The sequence below is a fragment of the Lactobacillus taiwanensis DSM 21401 genome (genome assembly GCF_001436695.1).
Lineage (GTDB): Bacteria > Bacillota > Bacilli > Lactobacillales > Lactobacillaceae > Lactobacillus > Lactobacillus taiwanensis.
Genome location: NZ_AYZG01000017.1, coordinates 43,715 through 64,160, shown reverse-complemented (window position 1 = coordinate 64,160; position 20,446 = coordinate 43,715). Strand labels below are relative to the sequence as shown.

Annotated in this window: 17 protein-coding genes; all 17 read left to right on the top strand. The window is 34.8% G+C overall.

Annotated features, from left to right (window positions below; all coding sequences use genetic code 11):
- The first annotated feature begins 4 nt into the window (after window positions 1–4).
- Window positions 5–1,861 carry an ABC transporter ATP-binding protein gene (locus FD18_RS03510; RefSeq protein WP_057718646.1) on the top strand — a complete coding sequence of 619 codons (1,857 nt, stop codon included), beginning with the start codon at window positions 5–7 and terminating at the stop codon, window positions 1,859–1,861.
- Between the two features lie 153 nt (window positions 1,862–2,014).
- Window positions 2,015–2,701, top strand: coding sequence for a response regulator transcription factor CroR (gene croR, locus FD18_RS03505; RefSeq protein ID WP_003649950.1), 687 nt, complete (start codon window positions 2,015–2,017; stop codon window positions 2,699–2,701).
- A 5-nt stretch (window positions 2,702–2,706) separates the two neighbouring features.
- Window positions 2,707–3,852: a sensor histidine kinase gene (locus FD18_RS03500; protein WP_057718643.1), complete on the top strand. Its 1,146-nt coding sequence runs from the start codon at window positions 2,707–2,709 to the stop codon at window positions 3,850–3,852.
- Between the two features lie 49 nt (window positions 3,853–3,901).
- Window positions 3,902–5,473 (top strand): UDP-N-acetylmuramoyl-L-alanyl-D-glutamate--2,6-diaminopimelate ligase, encoded by a 1,572-nt coding sequence (locus tag FD18_RS03495; RefSeq protein ID WP_057718641.1) that lies wholly within the window; start codon window positions 3,902–3,904, stop codon window positions 5,471–5,473.
- Window positions 5,474–5,475: 2 nt separating this feature from the next.
- The gene (locus FD18_RS03490; protein ID WP_057718639.1) at window positions 5,476–6,225 is read left to right on the top strand and encodes an aspartate/glutamate racemase family protein; all 750 of its coding nucleotides are present in this window, start codon (window positions 5,476–5,478) and stop codon (window positions 6,223–6,225) included.
- Window positions 6,226–6,347: 122 nt separating this feature from the next.
- A complete protein-coding gene (locus tag FD18_RS03485) occupies window positions 6,348–7,244 on the top strand; it encodes an ABC transporter ATP-binding protein (protein ID WP_057718637.1) in 897 nt (298 codons plus the stop codon).
- Window positions 7,237–8,463, top strand: coding sequence for an ABC transporter permease (locus FD18_RS03480; RefSeq protein WP_057718635.1), 1,227 nt, complete (start codon window positions 7,237–7,239; stop codon window positions 8,461–8,463). Before FD18_RS03485 ends, FD18_RS03480 begins: the two co-directional genes overlap by 8 nt.
- Window positions 8,464–8,549: 86 nt before the next feature.
- Complete coding sequence (locus FD18_RS03475; RefSeq protein ID WP_057718633.1) at window positions 8,550–10,856, top strand: glycoside hydrolase family 31 protein; 2,307 nt, start codon at window positions 8,550–8,552, stop codon at window positions 10,854–10,856.
- 175 nt (window positions 10,857–11,031) lie between these two features.
- A complete protein-coding gene (locus FD18_RS03470; protein WP_057718631.1) occupies window positions 11,032–11,790 on the top strand; it encodes a DeoR/GlpR family DNA-binding transcription regulator in 759 nt (252 codons plus the stop codon).
- On the top strand, window positions 11,787–12,701 hold the full coding sequence (gene pfkB / locus FD18_RS03465; RefSeq protein WP_004896540.1) for a 1-phosphofructokinase: 915 nt from the start codon (window positions 11,787–11,789) through the stop codon (window positions 12,699–12,701). Before FD18_RS03470 ends, pfkB begins: the two co-directional genes overlap by 4 nt.
- Before the next feature lie 40 nt (window positions 12,702–12,741).
- Window positions 12,742–14,727: a PTS fructose transporter subunit IIABC gene (locus FD18_RS03460; RefSeq protein WP_057718629.1), complete on the top strand. Its 1,986-nt coding sequence runs from the start codon at window positions 12,742–12,744 to the stop codon at window positions 14,725–14,727.
- A gap of 123 nt (window positions 14,728–14,850) precedes the next feature.
- Window positions 14,851–15,636 carry a Cof-type HAD-IIB family hydrolase gene (locus tag FD18_RS03455; protein ID WP_057718628.1) on the top strand — a complete coding sequence of 262 codons (786 nt, stop codon included), beginning with the start codon at window positions 14,851–14,853 and terminating at the stop codon, window positions 15,634–15,636.
- A gap of 29 nt (window positions 15,637–15,665) precedes the next feature.
- Window positions 15,666–15,944, top strand: coding sequence for an ArsR/SmtB family transcription factor (locus FD18_RS03450; protein ID WP_057718627.1), 279 nt, complete (start codon window positions 15,666–15,668; stop codon window positions 15,942–15,944).
- Between the two features lie 296 nt (window positions 15,945–16,240).
- A complete protein-coding gene (locus tag FD18_RS03445; protein WP_057718626.1) occupies window positions 16,241–17,140 on the top strand; it encodes a metal ABC transporter solute-binding protein, Zn/Mn family in 900 nt (299 codons plus the stop codon).
- A gap of 36 nt (window positions 17,141–17,176) precedes the next feature.
- Window positions 17,177–17,836, top strand: coding sequence for a metal ABC transporter ATP-binding protein (locus tag FD18_RS03440; protein ID WP_057718625.1), 660 nt, complete (start codon window positions 17,177–17,179; stop codon window positions 17,834–17,836).
- Window positions 17,836–18,627 (top strand): metal ABC transporter permease, encoded by a 792-nt coding sequence (locus FD18_RS03435; protein ID WP_057718624.1) that lies wholly within the window; start codon window positions 17,836–17,838, stop codon window positions 18,625–18,627. Before FD18_RS03440 ends, FD18_RS03435 begins: the two co-directional genes overlap by 1 nt.
- Window positions 18,628–18,748: 121 nt before the next feature.
- Entirely contained in the window at window positions 18,749–20,260 is a 1,512-nt protein-coding gene (locus FD18_RS03430; RefSeq protein ID WP_057718623.1) for an L-lactate permease, read from the top strand.
- Window positions 20,261–20,446 lie beyond the last annotated feature (186 nt).

The following is a 20,446-nucleotide window of genomic DNA, read 5'->3' as shown; positions in this document are numbered from 1 at the left end:
AGTTATGGATCAAGTAAAAGAAAGAACACAACCTAAAGGAAACAGGATAAAAGTCCTTGGTCGTTTATTAAAATTAGTTTTGACAACTAGCCCTTGGATGCTAGTTGTTTCAATAATTACTATTGTTTTAGCAGCTGCTTCTGCTGTAATTGGATCGCTATTTATTGAGCGACTGATTGATACTTACGTAACACCACTCTTACATGAAAAAGTTCCGAATTATGGCCCACTTCTAAACGCAATTTTGGTAATGCTTGGGATTTATGCAATTGGCTTCATCTCTAACTATCTTTTCAGTATGTTAATGGGTGTTTTAGCTCAAAAAGTTCAGTTCCGTGTCCGTAATGAAACATTTGCTCATATGGAATCTTTGCCAATTGCTTATTTTGATCAAAATAATTATGGGGATATCATGAGTCGTTATACTAACGATATTGATACCTTGATGCAAATGATTTCGCAGTCATTGCCGCAATTCTTAAATTCAGCATTGAGTTTGATTTTTGTTATTGTAGCCATGTTTAGTTTAAGCTGGCAACTAACTTTATTCTCATTTATTATTTTTGCTTTATCATTTGGAATTGTTAGATTTTTAACTATTAAATCTAGTTATTACTTCAAAGTACAACAGAATAAATTAGGACAAATCAATGGTTATAACGAAGAGATGCTTAATGGTTTAAAAGTTATTAAGGTCTTCTCTCATGAACCTGAAGCTGAAGAAGGGTTTGATAAGTTTAACGAAGAGTTACGTGGAGCTTCTGGAAAAGCTAATACATATGCAACAATCCTATTCCCAATTATGGGTAACATGGGAAACTTATTATATGTATTAATTGCATTTATTGGAGGAGCAGCTGCAATTAATGGTTGGGCTCCACTAACCTTAGGTGCAATTGCTTCATTCTTACAGTTATCGCGTCAATTTAGTATGCCAATTGCTCAAATTTCACAGCAATTGAACTCAATTGTTCTAGCTTTAGCTGGTGCTCAAAGAATTTTTGCACTAGAAGATGAACCATCTGAAATTGATAATGGGGATGTTATTATGTCTCCTAATCAAGAAGTTAAGAATAGCTGGTACTGGGATGTGCCAGAAAAGAATGGCGATATTAAAAAAGTTCCAATTAAAGGTCACATTGTCTTTGATCACGTTAACTTCTCATATGTTCCAGAACATCAAATCTTGTATGATATTAATATCAATGCCAAACCTGGTATGAAAGTCGCTTTGGTTGGTGAAACGGGAGCAGGCAAGACGACTATTTCTAACATGCTTAACCGCTTCTATGAGATTCAATCCGGAAAGATAACCTATGATGGTGTTCCAATTTCTCAAATTAGAAAAAATGATTTGAGACATTCTTTGTCGATTGTTTTACAAGAAACTCACCTCTTTACTGGAACTATTATGGATAATATTCGTTTTGGTAAACCTGATGCTAGTGATGATGAAGTATATCAAGCTGCGCGTTTAGCACATGCAGATGAGTTTATTCATGAACTTGATGACGGATATGAAACTGTAATTGATGGTGATGGCGGCGATTTGTCGCAAGGCCAAATGCAACTGCTCAGTATTGCTAGAGCGATGATTGCGGATGAACCGGTAATGATTCTAGATGAAGCAACTTCAAGTATTGATACTAGAACTGAACGTATGGTTCAAGCCGGTATGGACAACTTACTTGCTGGTAGGACAAGTTTTGTTATTGCTCACCGTTTATCAACAATTGTTAACTCAGATCTTATTTTGGTTCTAGACCATGGTCATATTATTGAACGTGGTACCCATGAAGAACTTTTGAAACAAAAAGGTTACTACTACGAGTTGTACACTGGTAAAAAAGAATTAGATTAATTAAAAATGGAGTCTAGAGATTTTTTCTAGAGTCCATTTTTTTATAATTCTTTAAAAACGTGGTTTAATTTAGGTAATTAAAAGGAAAACAGGTAAAATATTAATAATAGATTTTTTAATGTGATAAATAATTATAGATAAGGAGCAATCCTCATGAAGATCTTAGTTGTTGATGATGATAAAGAAATCGTTGAATTATTAAGTATATATTTAAAAAATGAAGGTTATGAGCCAATTGCTGCCTATAGCGGTAAAGAAGCTTTAACGAAACTTTCTACTAATCCAGAAATTGCATTAATGATTCTTGATATTATGATGCCACAAATGTCAGGAATTGAAGTTATCAAGGAAGTTAGAAAAGATTCAGAGATTCCAATTTTAGTGGTTTCTGCTAAGACTAGTGATATGGACAAGATTCAAGGCTTGATTACTGGAGCAGATGACTATGTAGTTAAACCATTTAATCCATTAGAAGTAATGGCACGTGTAAGATCACTTCTTCGTCGTAGCCAGAAGGAAGTAAAAGATGATAAGCCAGATGTATTAGAGGTAGGACCTTTAGTGATCAATAAAGATTCACATGAAGTTAAAACTTTAACTGGTAAGGTTATCCAATTAACTGCCTTAGAGTTTGGAATTTTATATATGCTTGCTAGCCATCCTAATCGAGTTTTTAGTGCTGATGAGATATTCGAAAGAGTATGGCAACAAGAATCAGTTGTTTCTGCTAAAACTGTTATGGTACACGTTTCTCACTTACGTGATAAGATTCAAAAGGCAACTGATGGTGAAGAAGTTATTCAAACAGTCTGGGGAGTAGGCTATAAAGTAGAGGCTTAGTAGGGATGAAAAAGCAGAAAGTAATCCTAACCACAAAAGAAAAAAGCGAACTTTTCGGTGAAGGCGTAATAACCGTTATTTTGCTTTTACTTTTAAACCTTTCGATCATTATCTTGATTAACCTAGCTGTCTTAAATGATCCAAGATTAGAAAATGGAATTTTCTTTTTGAAGAAAACCATTACTTTTGCTAATGGAGTGCATTTATGGTCTTGGCAACGGCTTTTTATTAGCTTCATGTTAGTCAGCGATGCCATTGTAGTGTATTGGCGCTTAATTAGAAGATATCGACAAATGCAATTGCGTCACGTTATTGATGAATTACACTATATTGCAGATGGTCATTTTGATCATCGAATTCCCTTTGTTGTAAAGACAGATTTGCAAAAAGTGATTGATTCAATTAATGCGTTAGTTGATAGTACTGTTGCTTCAATGGAAGAGGAGCGGCAGATAGAGCAATCGAAGGATGACTTAATTACTAATGTTTCTCATGATATTAGAACACCATTAACTTCGATTATTGGCTATCTTGGCTTATTGAAGAGCAGTGAGTTAAATGAAGATCAAACTAAGTACATCCAAATAGCTTATGATAAAGCTCTTCAAATGAAGGCTCTAGCCGAAGATCTATTTGAATATACTACTCTGCGCTCTTCGACAAATAATAAGCTGGTTTTAGCACCGCTGCATGTTAATTCGATGCTTGAACAAGTAGCTGCTGGTTTTGAATTAGAAGCTGAAAAGAAAACCATTACTTTTAATGTGATAACTAGGCCAAGAGATCTCGTAATTGATGCAGATGCAAAGATGATTGTTCGAATGTTAAATAATTTGATTTCAAATGCCTTAAAGTATGGACATGGAGCAACTGAAATCAACTTAATTGCAAATAGGGTAAATAACAAATTTGTAGAACTTAGAGTTGAAAATAATGGGGAACAAATCCCTAAGAAATCTTTGCAAAAGATCTTTGATCGTTTTTATCGTGTCGAAAGTTCAAGAAATTTAAAAACTGGCGGTACTGGATTAGGGCTAGCGATTACAAAAAGTATTGTTGATCTACATGGTGGAACCATTAAATGTCAGTCAACAGCAGAATTAACTAGTTTTATTATTCAACTACCACTCAATAGCCCCCAAGAGAAATGATGGTGTGCTATAATTTAGGCTGAATTGATTAAAAAATTAGGGAGAAAAAATGAGCGATTCTAGCATTTCTTTAAACACTTGCATCTTAATATTGAAGGAACACCACTTGCTTAAATCAAGTGCTGTTCAAGATGCAGTTCCAACTAAGATGGATTATATTTCATATGATTCACGTGATATAAAAACAAATACTTTGTTTTTCTGTAAGGGTAAAGGTTTCAGACCTACTTATTTATCAATGGCTAAAGATAGTGGTGCTACTTGTTATGTAGCAGAACAGCCCTATCCAGAAGGTAAAGGAATGCATGCTTTAGTTGTTAGAGATGTAACTAAAGCTATGGCTCTTTTATCAGCTGCATTTTACAGATTTCCACAAGATGATTTATATGTTGTAGCGTTCACTGGTACTAAGGGTAAGACAACCTCTGCTTACTTCTTAAAAGGCATGCTTGACCAAATTAATGGAGGTCGTACAGCCTTATTCTCATCAGTAGATGACATTGTCGGACCCAAGCCTGAAGATAAGTTTAAGGCAAGTTTGACTACGCCTGAAAGCTTAGATTTATTCCGTGATATGAGAACTGCTGTTGATAATGGTATGACTCACTTGGTAATGGAAGTTTCTAGTCAGGCATATAAGAAGAACCGTGTCTTTGGTTTAACTTATGATTTAGGATTTTTCTTAAATATTACTCCAGACCATATTGGACCAAATGAACACCCTAACTTTGCGGATTACTTGCACTGTAAGTTGCAATTAATGGTTAACTCACGTAAGTGTATTATTAACGCAATGTCTGATCACTTCGATGAGATTTACGCAGCAGCTACGACAACTACTAATCCAGATAGTATTTACCTATTTGCAAGAAACGATTTTGAAAATCCTAACTTAAAGCAACCAATTGACTTCCGCTTCCAATCAGTTGAAACTGATATGAAAGAGACTGAATTCAAACTGTTCTGTGCTTCTGAAAAAGCTAAGAAGTTACCAATTGCTGGAGATTACACTCTTCAAATGATTGGTGATTTCAATGAAATGAATGGTACAGCTGCTATTATTGGTGCTGGACTTGCTGGTGAAAGCTATGAGGAATGTGCTAAGGGTATTCGCCACGTAACTATTCCTGGGCGTATGGAAGCTTTGCCATCAAAGAATCATGGTACTGTGATTGTTGATTATGCACACAATAAAGCATCTATGATGGCCTTAATGGGTTTTATGCAACGTGAGTTTAATAATCCTAAGATTATTGTGGTTGTTGGAGCACCTGGAGATAAGGGTGTATCTCGTCGTCCTGGATTTAGCGAAAGCTTAACTGCTTATGCAAATAAGGCATTCTTAACAACAGATGATCCTGGCTTTGAAGACCCAATGGATATCGCACAAGAGATTGATGCTGGCATTGATCATGAAAAAGTTGATGTCACAATTGAATTAGATCGTGAAAAGGCAATTCACGATGCAATTGCCATGTCTAATAAGGATGATATCGTTTTGATCTGTGGTAAGGGTGCTGATCCATTCCAAAAGATTCGCGGAGTAGATACACCATATCCAACTGATATTAAAGTTGCTGAAAGTGTAATTAATGAACTAGAAAAAGATGACGAGGAATAGGAATGAAACACTTTTTCTCAATTATTGGCGGAATGGGGACAATTGCAACTGAAAGTTATGTCCGCTTAATTAATCATCGAGTAAGAATTGCTAAAGATCAGGATTATTTGAACTACATCTTAGTAAATGATGCTCAAATTCCTGACCGAACAGCATATATTATGGATCATAGTAAACCTAACTTTTTCTATGATTTAAAGGATGATGTAGTAAGCCAAGCCAAGCTTAATCCAGATTTCTTTGTAATGCCATGTAATACTGCGCATTACTTTTATGATGATCTGGCTGCATTAACTGATGTACCATTTTTACATATGATGCGAATTGCGGTGCATAAGTTTGTGGATGATTTTCCTAGTGAGGAAAAGATTGGCTTAATTGCAACTGAAGGTTCTATCTATGATCATCTGTATGTGGATGAACTAGAACGTGTTGGCAAGAAGGTAGAACTAGGCGGTCCAGAAATTCAGCCAATGGTTAACGAATTAATTTACAGCGATATTAAGGAAAAGGGTATTGTTGATCATGATTTATACCATAAGATCTTGAAGACAATGCATGATAAATATGGTTGTAAAGTGATTTTATTGGGATGTACTGAATTGTCTCTTGCTCAAGAAAAAGCTCCAGACCATCCTTATAATGTGATTGATCCGCAATCAATTATCGCTGATGTTTCAATTGAACTTGCTTTGAAGATACGTAATGGGATGGATCCTAAAGAAGCTACTGCAAAATATATGTATAAATAAAGATAAATACCTCTCAGCTTTGGATAGTTGAGAGGTATTTTTGGTATATTAGCAGCTATTGAGAAAAAATATTGATATAATTAAGCCTAACTTTAATAAAATTTACTTAGAAAGAAAAGACTATGTTACAAGTAGAGAACTTAAATAAAAGCTTTGGAAGCAAACAAGTTTTGTTTGATATCAACTTCCAAGCAGATAATGGAAAGATATTAGGCTTAATTGGTAAAAACGGTTCAGGAAAAACGACTCTTTTTCATAGCATCCTAAAGTTTGTTAAGTACCAAGGAAAAATTATTATTGATGGTCAGTCTTTTTCAAGTCGTGATTATAACTCTGTTGGCTATTTGCCTGAAGAGCGGAGCTTAATGCCAAAATTAACTGTTTTAGAGCAAGTGAGTTTTTTGGCTAGTTTAAAAGGAATGAAAAAAGATGAAGTAAAAAGTGATTTGCAAGATTGGATGCAAAAGCTAGAAGTTAAGGGTCAGATTACTGATAAAATAAAGAGTTTGTCTAAAGGTAATCAACAAAAAATCCAATTAATTGCTACTCTTATTCATCAGCCAAACTTAATTATTTTGGATGAGCCTTTTAGTGGGCTCGATCCAGTAAATGTCGAAATAATTAAAGAAGTAATCTTACAAGAAAAGAAACGCGGAGCTACTATCCTATTTTCGGATCATGATATGTCTAATGTTGAAGAATTGTGTGATGACGTAGTAATGATTAATAATGGGCATATTGTGTTAAATGGTGCTGTAAATGATGTTCGTAATAATTTCGGCTTAACTCGATTGTTTATCAGAACGGACTTGAATCTTGATAATGTTAAAAATTTACCTGGGGTTGAAAATGTAGTTTTACAAAATAACGGTATCTACAAACTTTGGTTAACAGACGCTAGTTATGGAGAAGAAATTTTTAATACACTTTCCCATGGAAAATACTTGCGAACTTTTGATCAAGAACCACCAACTTTAGATGAAATTTTTAAAATGAAAGCTGGTGAAGATAATGAATAAAACTTGGTTAGTTGCTAAAGAAACATATCGTAGAGAAGTGAAAAATTGGTCATTTTTATTAATGATTTTCGCACCATTTCTTGTGTTATTGATTTCTTTTTTCTTTGGAATGAGTTCATCTTCAGCTTTCGATAGTAATACAACGGTAGGAATAGTAAGTCAAAATCAGAGTATAGTTCGGCCATTAAAGAAAACAGAAGATTTTGATGGATATAAAAATAAGGCAAAAGCTGAAAAAGCCTATAAAGACGGTGATATTAGTGGTTATATTGTGGTTAAAGAGACTTCTACTCAATTAGTCGCAAATTATTATGGTACTGAAAGCCTTGATAATGATGTTAAGACTAAGTTGTTCAGAGTTTTAAACACTCAACAGCAAGCACTTAATCTAAGAAACGCTAAGCTCAGTGAGGAACAGATGCAGTCACTTTCTCAAAAAGTTAAATTTACTGAGAAGACTAATGATAAAAAGTTGAATGCAAGTGATGAAAAGAATTTAAAGACCGCTACTTTTTGGATCTTAATCTTTGTTTTATACTTTTTAGTTCAAACCTATAGCACTATCATGGCGCAAGACATTGCGAGTGAAAAGGGAACTAAAATTATGGAAATGATCTTTTCAAGCATGCCTGGTGGAAAGTACTTCGATGGTAAAGTGTTAGGTATTTTCCTCGAAATTCTTACTCAACTGTTAATTTATGCTGTGATGTTTTCTGGCTTTTACTATATGGCTCCCCATATTGATGGAGTAAAAGATAAATTTGCTCAAATAAAGCCTGCTATCGATCAAGCTTTAGGACAAATAATTTCTTGGGGACTCTTATTCGTCGTACTTGGCTTGATCCTATACATCGTTTATGCGGCTGTTTGTGGTGCAATTGTCACTAAGGCTGAAGATGCTAACAAGTCTGTACAACCTTTAGTTTATTTAACTTTACTTGGATTATTTAGTAGTATGAGTTTATCTAATAATCCTGATAGTATTTTTGCCATGATTATGTCTTACGTACCATTTTTATCATCTTTCCTAATGCCCCTTCGCCTAATTAAAGGAAATGCGACTGGCCTAGAAGCAGTCATCTCTCTAATAATTTTATTCGTATTTTTACTGGGATCGATTTGGTGGATTAGAAAAATCTACCCAAGCCTTATTTTACAAACCGATGATAATGGAATGTGGAAGAATATGAAGCGTGCCTTACAAGGTATTAAGGAATAAAAATTTAACTACTCAGCTTTCAAAAGTTGAGTAGTTTTTTTGTGATAAAATTGAAAGCGAATACAAAAAGATGTAGAGGCTTAATTATGAATACAAATAGTTTGAAAACATATGCGATTAATAAAAACAAAATAAAGATAAATTTCACTAATTCTAGTCTTGAATTAACAATCTTAACACCTGAGATAATCCGTGTATTTCAAAATCGCGGTGAGCATACTAATTCATATGCAATTGAAGGAAATAAGGCAATAGACACTAAATTTAAAGTTGAGAAAAAGAATGACTATCTTGAAATAAAAACTTCAAAATTAATCATTAAAGTTTATCACGATAAAAAAATAGATGTTTATGATGGAGAAGAAAATCCTTTAATTATTGACTATCAGGGCTCTCGAATTCCAATTGACCGACAAGTAGATTCTAGCCAACAAAAGTTGGCCGAGTCGGAAGGACATGAAGTAGTTACTAGTAGAGGAAAAGATGACCACTACTATGAACTAGTCAAAGAATTAGCAGACGATGAGCAATTTTATGGTTTAGGCGATAAGACTGGGTTTTTAAATAAACGTCACTATGCCTATGAAAACTGGAATACAGATAATCCCGAGCCGCAGGTAGAAAGTTTTACTCGTTTATATAAGTCGGTTCCATTTCTAATTGGGTTGAAGAACAATCATCCATACGGAATTTTTTTCGATAATACTTATCATAGTTATTTTGATTTAGGCAAAGAAAGTAATAACTACTACTACATTGCAGCTGACAATGGAAATATTGATTATTACATTATTGGCGGGAGTGACTTAAAAGAAATTGTTAAAAATTATACTTACTTAACTGGAAAAACACCGTTGCCACAAAAGTGGACTTTAGGATATCAACAATCTCGGTGGGGATATAGTATAAGTGCTGAAAAGGTAGAAGAAATTGTTACTAAGATGCGCAAATATCACCTGCCCTGTGATGCTATCCATTTAGATATTGATTATATGGATGGCTATCGAGTTTTTACCTGGAGGACAGATACCTATGATGATCCGAGAAAATTTATTGATAAACTTCATAAATTAGGTTTCCATGTGATTACAATTATTGATCCTGGTGTCAAAAAGGATGATAGTTATCAGGTCTACCAAGAAGGAATTAAAAAAGGATATTTTGTAAAAGCACCGAATGGGCAAGTTTATGTTAATAAAGTTTGGCCGGGAGATGCTGTTTACCCAGATTTTGGTCGTGGAGCAGTCAGAAAATGGTGGTCAGAAAATTGTAAATTTTTAGTTGATTTAGATGTTGATGGAATCTGGGATGATATGAATGAACCAGCGTCATTTAATGGAGAAATTCCGAAAGATATTATTTTTAGTGATGAAAAAAAGGAATCAACACATGCTAAAATGCATAACGTTTATGGTCACAATATGGCTAAAGCAACCTATTACGGCTTAAAGAATTTAACTGGTAAACGCCCATTTGTGATTACCCGTGCTGCTTATGCGGGAACGCAAAAATACTCTACCGTTTGGACTGGTGATAATCAAAGTTTATGGGTTCATTTACAAATGATGATTCCACAGCTATGTAATTTAGGAATGAGTGGTTTTGCTTTTGCGGGGACCGATATTGGAGGATTTGGTGCAGATACTACACCAGAACTCCTAACAAGATGGATTGAGACAGCAGTGTTTAGTCCTCTTCTTCGAAATCATGCTGCTATGGGCACACGGTCGCAAGAGCCATGGATCTTTGGAGAACCAACTCTATCGATATACCGCAAGTACTTACATTTGCGATATCATTTTATTCCATATCTTTATGATTTATTTGCTCAAGAAAGTAAGACAGGTTTACCGATTATGCGACCTTTAGTTTTAAACTATCCAACTGATCCAGCAGTTAAAAACATGAATGACGAATACATGGTTGGTACAAATATTGTGGTAGCACCAATTGTTGAAGAAGGTAAAAACTGTAGAACTGTTTATTTGCCACAAGGTGAATGGATTGATTTTTGGAATAATGTTACTTATAGCGGTAATACTACTATTTTAGTCAGTGCCCCAATTGACAAGCTACCCTTATTTATTAAGAAAAATACTATTTTACCGTGGGGAGAAGTTAAAGAACATATTTCTTCTAAACCAGATGAAAAAATGATATTTAGAGTATTTGGTGAACATGGTAAATACATTCATTATCAGGATAACGGGACTGATTTTGCATATCAAAAAGGTGAGTATAATCTTTATGAGATAAAGGTTGATGATGGTAAGGCGACTATCAGTTTGAAAATTAATGGTTATAAACCAATTTATCAGAGAATTGAGATTAGGATTACTAATGAAAAAATGAATTTTATTTATAAAGATAAAAAATATATTCAGGTTAATTAATTTAATGAAAATGGGCTAGTGCGATGTTGTGCTAGCTCATTTTTATATAGAAAACTTTTCACTTTTAATAGTCTCAGATTTGACTAATATTGAATGAATATGAATGATTTTGACGAAAGATGATTGATTTTATATCTGAAAGCGTTTATCATATTAAATGAGGTGATGATGAACGATGCTGACCGAGGAACGTCAACAAACTATAGCAACCTATATTAATAAACACAGTATCTGTCGTGTTAATGAATTGTGTAAGTTGACTAAGTCATCAGAGTCAACAATTCGCCGTGACCTCATTGAATTAGAAAAGCGGGGCGTGATTGTTCGTGTACACGGAGGAGCACGCTCACTGCAAGATTATTCACGTGATGTTGAACAACAAGTGAGATTTAATCTTAATGTTGACAATAAACGTGAGATTGCACGTTTTGCTGTGATGAATCATGTTACTAATGGAGATCATATATTTCTGGATGCTGGAACCACAACTTATGAAATGGTGCCATTCTTGCGAGAAGTTAATGATTTACATGTAGTTACTAATGGCGTTGATGTTGCACTGGCATGTTTAGATAATGGAATTTATACTCGCTTGTTAGGGGGCGAGGCGAAGATTGAAACGCATGCAGTAGTCGGCAATACTACCATGAAGCAACTTCAGGAAATGAACTTTACTGTTTCCTTTATTGGTGCTAATGGTTTAACCGCAAAAGGGCAATTTACTACACCGGATCCTGCTGAAGCTGGAATCAAGAAGGCTGCAATTAAGCAGGCTAAAGAATCTTTTATTTTAATGGATAGTAGTAAGATTGGTGCAGCAAATTTTGCAAGTTTTGCACATATCAATGAGGCAATACTCATCACTAACAATTTAAGTACGGGTAAAGAAAGTATCTTGCCTGAACAAATCAGAGTTGAGGAGGCTCGGTTATGATTTATACTGTTACAGTTAATCCAGCATTAGACTATGTTATGCAATTAGAAAAGGTGGAAGCGGGTAGTGTTAACCGTTCAAATGATTGTCAATTTTTAGCTGGTGGTAAAGGAATTAATGTTTCTCAAATTTTGAACCAACTTGATGTTGATAACACTGCTTGGGGATTTGTTGGTGGTTTTACTGGCAAAGAATTAGTTCGCCAATTAAACGTTAAAAAAATTGAAAGTGATTTTGTAACTATTTCTGACGATACCCGTGTTAATGTGAAAATTCATGCTCAAAAAGAAACTGAAATTAATGCGGCTGGTCCAAAGATTGATGCACAAGAAATTACTGCATTTAAGGCGCGTTTGGATGATCTTAATGAAGGTGATATTGTTGTATTAAGTGGTAGTTTAGCACCAAGTTTACCAACTGACTTCTATGAACAACTATTACCAACTATTAGAGAAGCTGGTGCTGAATTTGCAATTGATACTACTGGGGAAGCTTTACTTGCAACTTTGAAATACCACCCATTAGTTATTAAGCCTAACCACCATGAATTAGCAGCATTATTTGATACAAGTTTTGCTAATGATCAAGAAATGCTTGAAGCAGCTAAGAAACTTTTAGACATGGGTGCACAAAACGTCATGATTTCTATGGCTGGCGACGGTGCATACTTAGTAACTAAGGATCATGTTTACCATGCAAGTGCTGCTGTTGGTACTGCTGTTAACTCAGTTGGCGCTGGAGATTCAATGATTGCCGGTTTTGTAGGTACTTACTACAAGACTCATAATGTTGTTGAAGCATTGAAAGTCGGATCAGCTTGTGGTGGTGCTACTGCATTTACTGAAGATATTGCAGTTAAGAGCCAAATTGATGCTGTTTTACCACAAATTACAGTTGAAGAAGTAAAGTAATTAAAACTAAATAATACAGTTAGGGTAGGGAGTTATTTTCATGAAAATTGAAGATCTTTTAAGTCCTGATTTAATGATTATGGATCTGAAGGCTACTACTCAAGAAGAAGCTATTAAAGAAATGGCTGATCTTGAAGTAAAGCAAGGTGTTGTAAATAACGAAGATGAATTCATTAAATCAATTTGGGCTCGTGAAAAAGAATCAACAACGGGTATTGGTGAAGGAATCGCCATGCCACACGCAAGAAACAAGTACATTAATCGTGCTGCTGTTTTATTTGCAAAAAGTCCTAAAGGAATTGATTATAAAGCTCTTGATGGACAACCAGTTCATTTATTCTTTATGATTACTGCACCAGCCGGTGCTGATAACACACACTTACAAGCTTTAGCTAAGTTATCAAGTTTATTAATTAACCCAGATGTTGTTAATGCTTTAAAGGCAGCAACTACACCAGAAGAAGTTATTGATATCTTTAAAAAGGCTGAAGCTGAAAAGGATGCTCAAGATAAGGCCGATGCCGAAAAGAGAAAGGCAGAAGCTGCAAAAGAAGCAGCTAAGCCTACTAGCGAACAAAAGCCTTTAATTGTCGGTGTTACTGCATGTATCAATGGTATTGCACACACCTACATGGCTCAAGAGGCTTTAATCAAGGCTGGTAAAAAATTAGGCGTTGATGTTCGTATTGAAACGAATGGGTCTGAAGGTGTAAAGGATAAGCTTACTCCAGAAGAAATTAAGCGAGCAAAAGGTGTCATCATTGCTTCTGATAAAAAAGTTGATATGCCACGTTTCAACGGAAAAGAACTTGTTATGAAGCCTGTTGTAGATGGTATTAATCATCCAAAAGAATTGATTGAAGATATCTTAGAAAACAAGGCTCCAATTTATCATGCTGATAGCAGTGCAAGTTCTAGCGATAATGATGCAAAAGAAAAACAAGGTTTGTGGGCATCTATTTACAAGAACTTAATGAGTGGTATTAGCCACATGCTTCCATTCGTTATCGGTGGTGGTATCTTAATGGCCATCTCATTTATAGTTGAAAACTATATGGCTGGTGGTGCTAAGAATCCTGCATTTATTTTCTTAAACAGTGCTGGTAACTTAGCCTTTGCATTTATGGTTCCTGTATTAGCTGCTTATATTGCTGAATCAATCGGCGACTTACCTGCCTTGATGCCAGGATTTGTTGGTGGATACATGGCAGCCATTGTTAACGGTACTAATGGGTTACAAGTTAATGCACAAGCCCATGCTGTATCTCCAGCTGGATTCTTAGGTGGTATCGCTGCAGGTTTCATTGCTGGATATATTATGATTGGATTGAAGAAGTTATTTGCTAAACTTCCAAAATCAGTAGAAGGTATGAAACCAATGTTGCTTTACCCAATTTTGGGCTTGCTGTTCATTGCTTTGATTATGTTCTACATCATCAACCCAATCTTTAGTTCAGTTAACTTTGCTATTACCCACTTCTTGAACAGTATGGGTACTGGTAACCTTGTAATTTTGACAATGATCTTAGCTGGTATGATGGCTATCGATATGGGTGGTCCTTTCAACAAGGCTGCTTATGTCTTTGCTTCAGGTGCCTTTGCTAACGACCCACATTCTGCAACTGCTGCAGTTATGATGGCAGCTGTTATGGTTGGTGGTATGGTTCCTCCATTTGCTACTGCAATTGGTACTACTTTCTTTAAGAAACGTTACACTAAGGAAGAGCGTCGTGCTGGTGTGTCAAACTGGATTTTAGGTTTCTCATTCATTACTGAAGGTGCTATTCCATTTGCCGCAGCTGACCCAGGTCGTGTAATTCCTTCCTGCGTAATTGGTTCAGCAGTTGGTGGTTTACTTGTTGGATTATGGCATATTCAAGTACCAGCTCCTCACGGAGGACTATGGGTATCACCATTATCTAACCACATTTTACTTTACTTCGTTGCTACAATTGTTGGGTCTATTGTAGCTGGTCTAATTATGAGTTTCTGGAAGAAACCTGTTTCTGAAGACCCAGATGAATAAAAATAATTAATTAAAAAGGATTAAACTAGTTGAATAAAATAGTTTTATGAAAAACGCTACCTCCGGGTGGCGTTTTTTAGTATAGTGGAGTGTGGATAATAAAAGTGGAAAGTGAGACTGAAAATGATTAAGCTTATTGCAACTGATATGGATGGTACTTGGCTAAGAGAAGATAAGACTTATGATAAGGAACTCTTTGAAAAAGAATTTCAAATTATGCAGGATCGTGATATTAAATTTGTTATTGCTAGTGGTAATCAGTATGAAAATATCCTCGATCGTTTTCCAAAAGCTAATAAGCATATGTACTTTGTGGCTGAAAATGGTGCCTTAGTAGCTCATGGAAATGAAATTCTTCAAATATCTGATTTATCTGACGAAGATTATCAAACCATGCTTGAAATTGTGGAAAACTTACCATATAAGGCTATTGTAGCTGGTGTAACTAGTGCATATGTTGAAAAAAGCAGTGGAAAAGAATTTGCGGAAGATCTAAAAAAGTACGTTAAGAAAATTCAAGTTGTTGATAGCTTTAACGATATAGACGATCGTATTTTTAAAGTAAGTCTTCGTGTTCCAGAAGATGAGATGCCTAAGGTCTTAGATAAACTTAGAGAAGATTATCCACAGATTGGTTTTGTCTCAGGTGCAAGTACTGCTATTGATATGCAGACTAAAGGAATGAATAAAGCTGTAGGTTTAGAATATTTAGGTAAAAAACTTAAGATTAAATCTAGTGAAATGGTAACATTTGGTGATAGTGGTAATGATGTTGGTATGCTTAAGTTTGCAGGTACCAGCTTTGCTACGGCTACTGCTCTTCCGGATGCAAAGAAAGCTGCTAATCAAATCATTGGATCTAGTGAAGAGTCAAGTGTGCAAAAGAAAATTCTTGAGTTACTCTCATAATTAAATGTAAGTTGAGATAGGTGAACAAGTTGGACGATCAAATTATTCGAGTTACTAGAGCTTTAAATCATCCCATTCGAATTCAAATTCTTTATTACTTAAATGACAATCAAAAAAGCAGTGTAAATAACTTGGTAAAACAGTTTGATGTTAGTCAGCCAGCTATTTCTAGGCACTTGAGAATCTTAGAAGAGGCTAAGCTAGTTAAGAGTGAGCAAGTTAAGCAGGAGCGGTACTATAGCCTAGAGGACAAGCACGTTATTAAGATTTTAGATGTCTTGAGACGGCATGTTAACGAAGATTTTTAGTTTAAAAGCTTGAATAATTACAATAACTTTGGGTATTTTTTCTGAACCTCTTTGACAAACATATAAAAATATGTTTATATAAAGATGTAATTTTAGAAAAGCATTAAATTAAGAATTCAGCAAAATTTTTATTATTTACACTTATTGGTAGCATCAAGTCTGAGACGTCTTGATGCTATTTGTCTATCTATAAAATGGTTGACATAATAAAAAAAGTAGCTTAGTCTAACTTTAAGTTAGAACTTATGCTGAATTTTCTAACTTAATGCTTTTTTATTTTGCACAGGAGGATATTTATGCAAAATTTTAAATCTAAAATTACAAAATTCATTTCTATTATGGGGTTAGTAACCCTCCTATCATTGATAATGGTAGGATGTTCGAATAAGCAGAACTCTACTAGTCAATCAGATAAAATTTCGATAGTTACAACAACTAATGTCTATTCAGATATAGCTAAAAATATTGTTGGAAAATATGGTACAGCGACTGCAATTATCGATAAAAGCAGCGTTGATCCACACGATTTTGATCCAACAACAGCAGATGCTAAAAAGGTAGCTCAAGCAAATATTATCGTTGCAAATGGGTTAGGTTATGATTCGTGGATGAATAAGCTAGCGAGGTCTGTTGATAAAAAGCCCGTCTTAGTTGGTGAAGACTTGATGGGACTAAAGAGCGGTGATAATCCGCATATTTGGTACAATTTAGATATGCCAACTAAGTATGTTGATTATTTAGTTAAACGATTATCTAAGTTGGATAAGAAGCATGCCACTTATTTTAAGGAAAATGGCGAAAAATACTTAGCTAAGATTGATAAAATTAAAAAGCTAGTTAAAGCTAATAAGGGTGATCAAAAATCAGTTTTTGTTAGTGAACCAGTCTTTGACTATGCTTTACAAGAAGCTGGTTATAAAATAGGCGACAAGAAATTTGAAGAAGCTATTGAAAATGGTACAGATCCTAGTCCTAAGACAATTAACGAAATGAATAATGCTATTAAAGAAAAGAAGATTGCCTTTTTTGTTAATAACACTCAGGCAAGTAGCTCCACAGTTAAGTCTTTTGTGAAACTTGCAAAAAAGAACAATATTCCAGTTTTAGATGTGCGGGAAACTATTCCTAATAACACTACTTACTTAGCTTGGATGAAAGAAAATTATCAAAAACTAGCTGATATTCAAAATAATTAAATAGGATTAGTTTATTAGAAGAAGAGGAGTAGTGATATGACTGATATATTAACAGTTAAAGACTTGGGGATGAAATTTGAGGATAAGGTGATTTTTAAAGACTTAAATTTTATTCTATCTAAGGGGTCAATGACAGCTCTACTTGGTGCAAATGGTACAGGAAAAACAACTTTGATTAGAATTTTGATGGGAATGTTACAACCAACGACAGGATCGTTTAAATTTGCGCCAGATACAGAAATTGGTTATGTACCTCAATTTAGAAATCTAGATGCTGATTATCCTCTCTCAATTCGGGCTTTTGTAGAACTTAATACTCCTTTATTTAAGAACGCTCGGGTAAAGGCAAGAGTAAATCAAATTTTAAAAGAGACTCATTTACTAGATATTCAAAATACTAGGATGGGCGAAGCTTCCGGAGGTCAAAAGCAGCGTGCATATTTAGCTCAAGCTTTGTTGGATAAGCCAGACTTTATTATTTTGGACGAGGCAACAGCTAGCTTAGATCCAGTCGCTAAAGAAGAGTTAATGTCATTAATTAAGCATTTAAATGAAAAACACGCAATGACTGTTTTGTTTACAACTCATGACATTCCTCTAGCTAAGAAATACATGAAAGATTATCTTTTATTTAAAGATAAAGGCTTAGTTGCTGGAAAAATTAAGGATCTAAATGAAGAGGTGGGTGAAGAATAATGTTTGCATATGATTTTATGCGCTATGCATTTCTAGCCAGTACCTTTATTGCTATTACCTGTGGAATAGTGGGTGTATATGTTGTAGCTAGAAGTTTTTCATTCTTAGCTCACACTCTTTCAGAAATTGGTTTTGCCGGAGCTGCTTTTGCGGTTTGGATTGGTTGGGTTCCACTCTGGGGCATGGTTCTTTTTACTTTGCTTGGCTCAATCAGTGTTGGCGAATTATCCATGAGAAGTGATCAGAAAGAATCCGCAATTAGTGCGATTTCAGCCTTGTTTATCGGCTTGGGTGTACTATTTTTAGCCATTGCCGGTGGTAATAGTCGATATGCGACTAACATCTTATTTGGTTCAATTATTGGAGTTGATAGAGACGGAGTTATTCAACTAGTTGTTCTTTCTCTCTTTGTATTAGCAATAATTTTCTTAGTTTTAAGACAATTAAATTATGATTCATTCGACCATGTTGGAGCTGTTAGTCATCATATTAATACTAGTTTAGTCTCAGTAGTATTCTTAATAGCCTTGGCTCTAGCTGTTTCGATTGGTGCGCAAGTTGTTGGTTCATTGTTAGTATTTATTTTACTAACTTTACCGTCTTCCAGTGCACGTTATTTAGGTAAAACTATTCTAGCCATGCTTTGCTGGTCAATTGGAATTGCCTTGTTTGGAGTTTGGACGGGGTTAGTTTTGGGCTATATAACTAATTTGCCTGTTACATTTTTCATTTCGATTATTGAAGTTGGAATTTATTTATTAGTTTATGGTATTCACGCCATTAAGAAATAGTAATCAGATTTAAAACCTACAAGAGTAGAAAATGCTTTTGTAGGTTTTTGTTTTTAAATTTCCCTAAAATGTGGAAAAACGATAAAATTAAACAGTATTACTTTTTTAAATGAGGAAAACTATGTGGATAAATTTCTTATGGGCATTATTACCAATTTTATGGTTAATAATTTCGCTCGGAATAATTGGAATGTCCGCTTCAAGAGCTTGCGTAATTGGCTTAATTATTACAATTGCGGACGCAGTTTTACTGTTTAAGCAACCGGTACTTAATACCTTATCAGGAGCATTAGAAGGCATTATCATGGGAATTTGGCCGATTATGTATGTAATTCTGGCGGCACTGTTTGTCTACCAGATTACGACTGAATCAGGCAGTATGCAGACGATTGAAAAATTGCTGTCGTCAATTACGACTGACAAAAGAATTCTAGTGTTAATAATTGCTTGGGGTTTTGGTGGATTTCTTGAATCTATTGCTGGCTTTGGTACAGCAGTGGCAATTTGTGCTGGAATTTTGATTTCATTAGGTTTAGAGCCAATTCAAGCCTCTGTGATTTGCTTAGTTGCTAATAGTACAGCAACGGCCTTTGGAGCAATTGGCTTGCCGGTTCTGACGTTAGCTGAAGTAACTAATCTTAATGATGTGCGATTAGGATTTATTGTAACTTTGCAATTAGTTGTTTTAGTGATTTTAGTACCGTTTATTCTGGTATTTCTTACTGAAAAGAGTATTAAGGCATTTAAGGGGATAGGCTTTATTACTTTGATGTCAGGACTTGGAATGGCGATTCCGCAAGTCATTATTGCTAAGTTTACAGGTGCAGAACTTCCAGCTTTAGTTGGTTCATTGTTTTCAATTTTGATTACGGTGTGGCTCACGAAGCGAAAGACTGGTGCAGTAGAAGAAGTAGAAAATGAAAGTATTAGCGAGATTATAAAGGCTTGTTCACCATTTATCCTAGTCTTTATTTTTGTATTACTTGCTTCTTCACTTTGTCCACCTGTGAATAACTTTTTAACTAGTGTAACTACCCATTTACATATTTATTTAGGAAAGAATCCTAATGATTTACCAATTAACTGGCTATCATCTCCAGGAACGTTGATTTTATTAGCTGGCTTAATTGGTGGAAAAATTCAGGGATTGAGCTTTAATAAAATGTTCAAAATTTTGGTTAAAGTTTTAAAGACAATTGGCATGACGACTATTACTGTGTGTGCAATTGTTGGTTTAGCTAAAGTAATGGTTTATGCGGGGATGACGAATGCTTTGGCTTTGGCCTTAGTAAGTTTGCTTGGACCAGCTTACCCATTATTTGCACCGTTAATTGGAGCGCTTGGAACATTCTTAACAGGTTCTGCTACTTCAGCTAATGTCTTGTTTGGTAATTTACAATACTCAGCTGCTCAATCTTTGGGTGTAAGCAAGTACTGGATTGTAGCATCAAACATGACAGGAGCTACGGCAGGGATGCTGTCACCTCAGAATATTGCAGTAGCTACTGGTGCGATTAATAAAGAAGGCTTAGAAGGAAAAATTCTAAAAGAAACCGCTAAGTGGGGAAGCTTATACTTGTTAATTACTTGTGTATTTCTTTATTTAGGTGGTTTGTTTGCTAAGCTAGTGTAATAAAAAAGTTCTTAACCTCATATTTAATCTTTTTGTTTATCGAGACTTTATATTCTTTTTCTCTGTAATTTTAAACCTAAGAAAGATGATAAATTTTATGACTTTTATCATATATATTTTGATTAGGATAGGGCGAAACTAATGAATAATGGCAGTACTTTGAAACTGATTTCTGATAAAGAGCTA

Excerpts from the sequence above, each read along its gene's own strand:
- FD18_RS03495 (WP_057718641.1), top strand. The coding sequence starts at position 3,902 with ATGAGCGATTCTAGCATTTCTTTAAACACTTGCATCTTAATATTGAAG.
- FD18_RS03475 (WP_057718633.1), top strand. The coding sequence starts at position 8,550 with ATGAATACAAATAGTTTGAAAACATATGCGATTAATAAAAACAAAATA.
- pfkB (WP_004896540.1), top strand. The coding sequence starts at position 11,787 with ATGATTTATACTGTTACAGTTAATCCAGCATTAGACTATGTTATGCAA.
- FD18_RS03435 (WP_057718624.1), top strand. The coding sequence starts at position 17,836 with ATGTTTGCATATGATTTTATGCGCTATGCATTTCTAGCCAGTACCTTT.
- FD18_RS03470 (WP_057718631.1), top strand. The coding sequence starts at position 11,032 with ATGCTGACCGAGGAACGTCAACAAACTATAGCAACCTATATTAATAAA.
- FD18_RS03510 (WP_057718646.1), top strand. The coding sequence starts at position 5 with ATGGATCAAGTAAAAGAAAGAACACAACCTAAAGGAAACAGGATAAAA.
- FD18_RS03500 (WP_057718643.1), top strand. The coding sequence starts at position 2,707 with ATGAAAAAGCAGAAAGTAATCCTAACCACAAAAGAAAAAAGCGAACTT.
- FD18_RS03455 (WP_057718628.1), top strand. The coding sequence starts at position 14,851 with ATGATTAAGCTTATTGCAACTGATATGGATGGTACTTGGCTAAGAGAA.
- FD18_RS03460 (WP_057718629.1), top strand. The coding sequence starts at position 12,742 with ATGAAAATTGAAGATCTTTTAAGTCCTGATTTAATGATTATGGATCTG.
- FD18_RS03445 (WP_057718626.1), top strand. The coding sequence starts at position 16,241 with ATGCAAAATTTTAAATCTAAAATTACAAAATTCATTTCTATTATGGGG.
- FD18_RS03490 (WP_057718639.1), top strand. The coding sequence starts at position 5,476 with ATGAAACACTTTTTCTCAATTATTGGCGGAATGGGGACAATTGCAACT.
- FD18_RS03480 (WP_057718635.1), top strand. The coding sequence starts at position 7,237 with ATGAATAAAACTTGGTTAGTTGCTAAAGAAACATATCGTAGAGAAGTG.
- croR (WP_003649950.1), top strand. The coding sequence starts at position 2,015 with ATGAAGATCTTAGTTGTTGATGATGATAAAGAAATCGTTGAATTATTA.
- FD18_RS03485 (WP_057718637.1), top strand. The coding sequence starts at position 6,348 with ATGTTACAAGTAGAGAACTTAAATAAAAGCTTTGGAAGCAAACAAGTT.
- FD18_RS03440 (WP_057718625.1), top strand. The coding sequence starts at position 17,177 with ATGACTGATATATTAACAGTTAAAGACTTGGGGATGAAATTTGAGGAT.
- FD18_RS03430 (WP_057718623.1), top strand. The coding sequence starts at position 18,749 with ATGTGGATAAATTTCTTATGGGCATTATTACCAATTTTATGGTTAATA.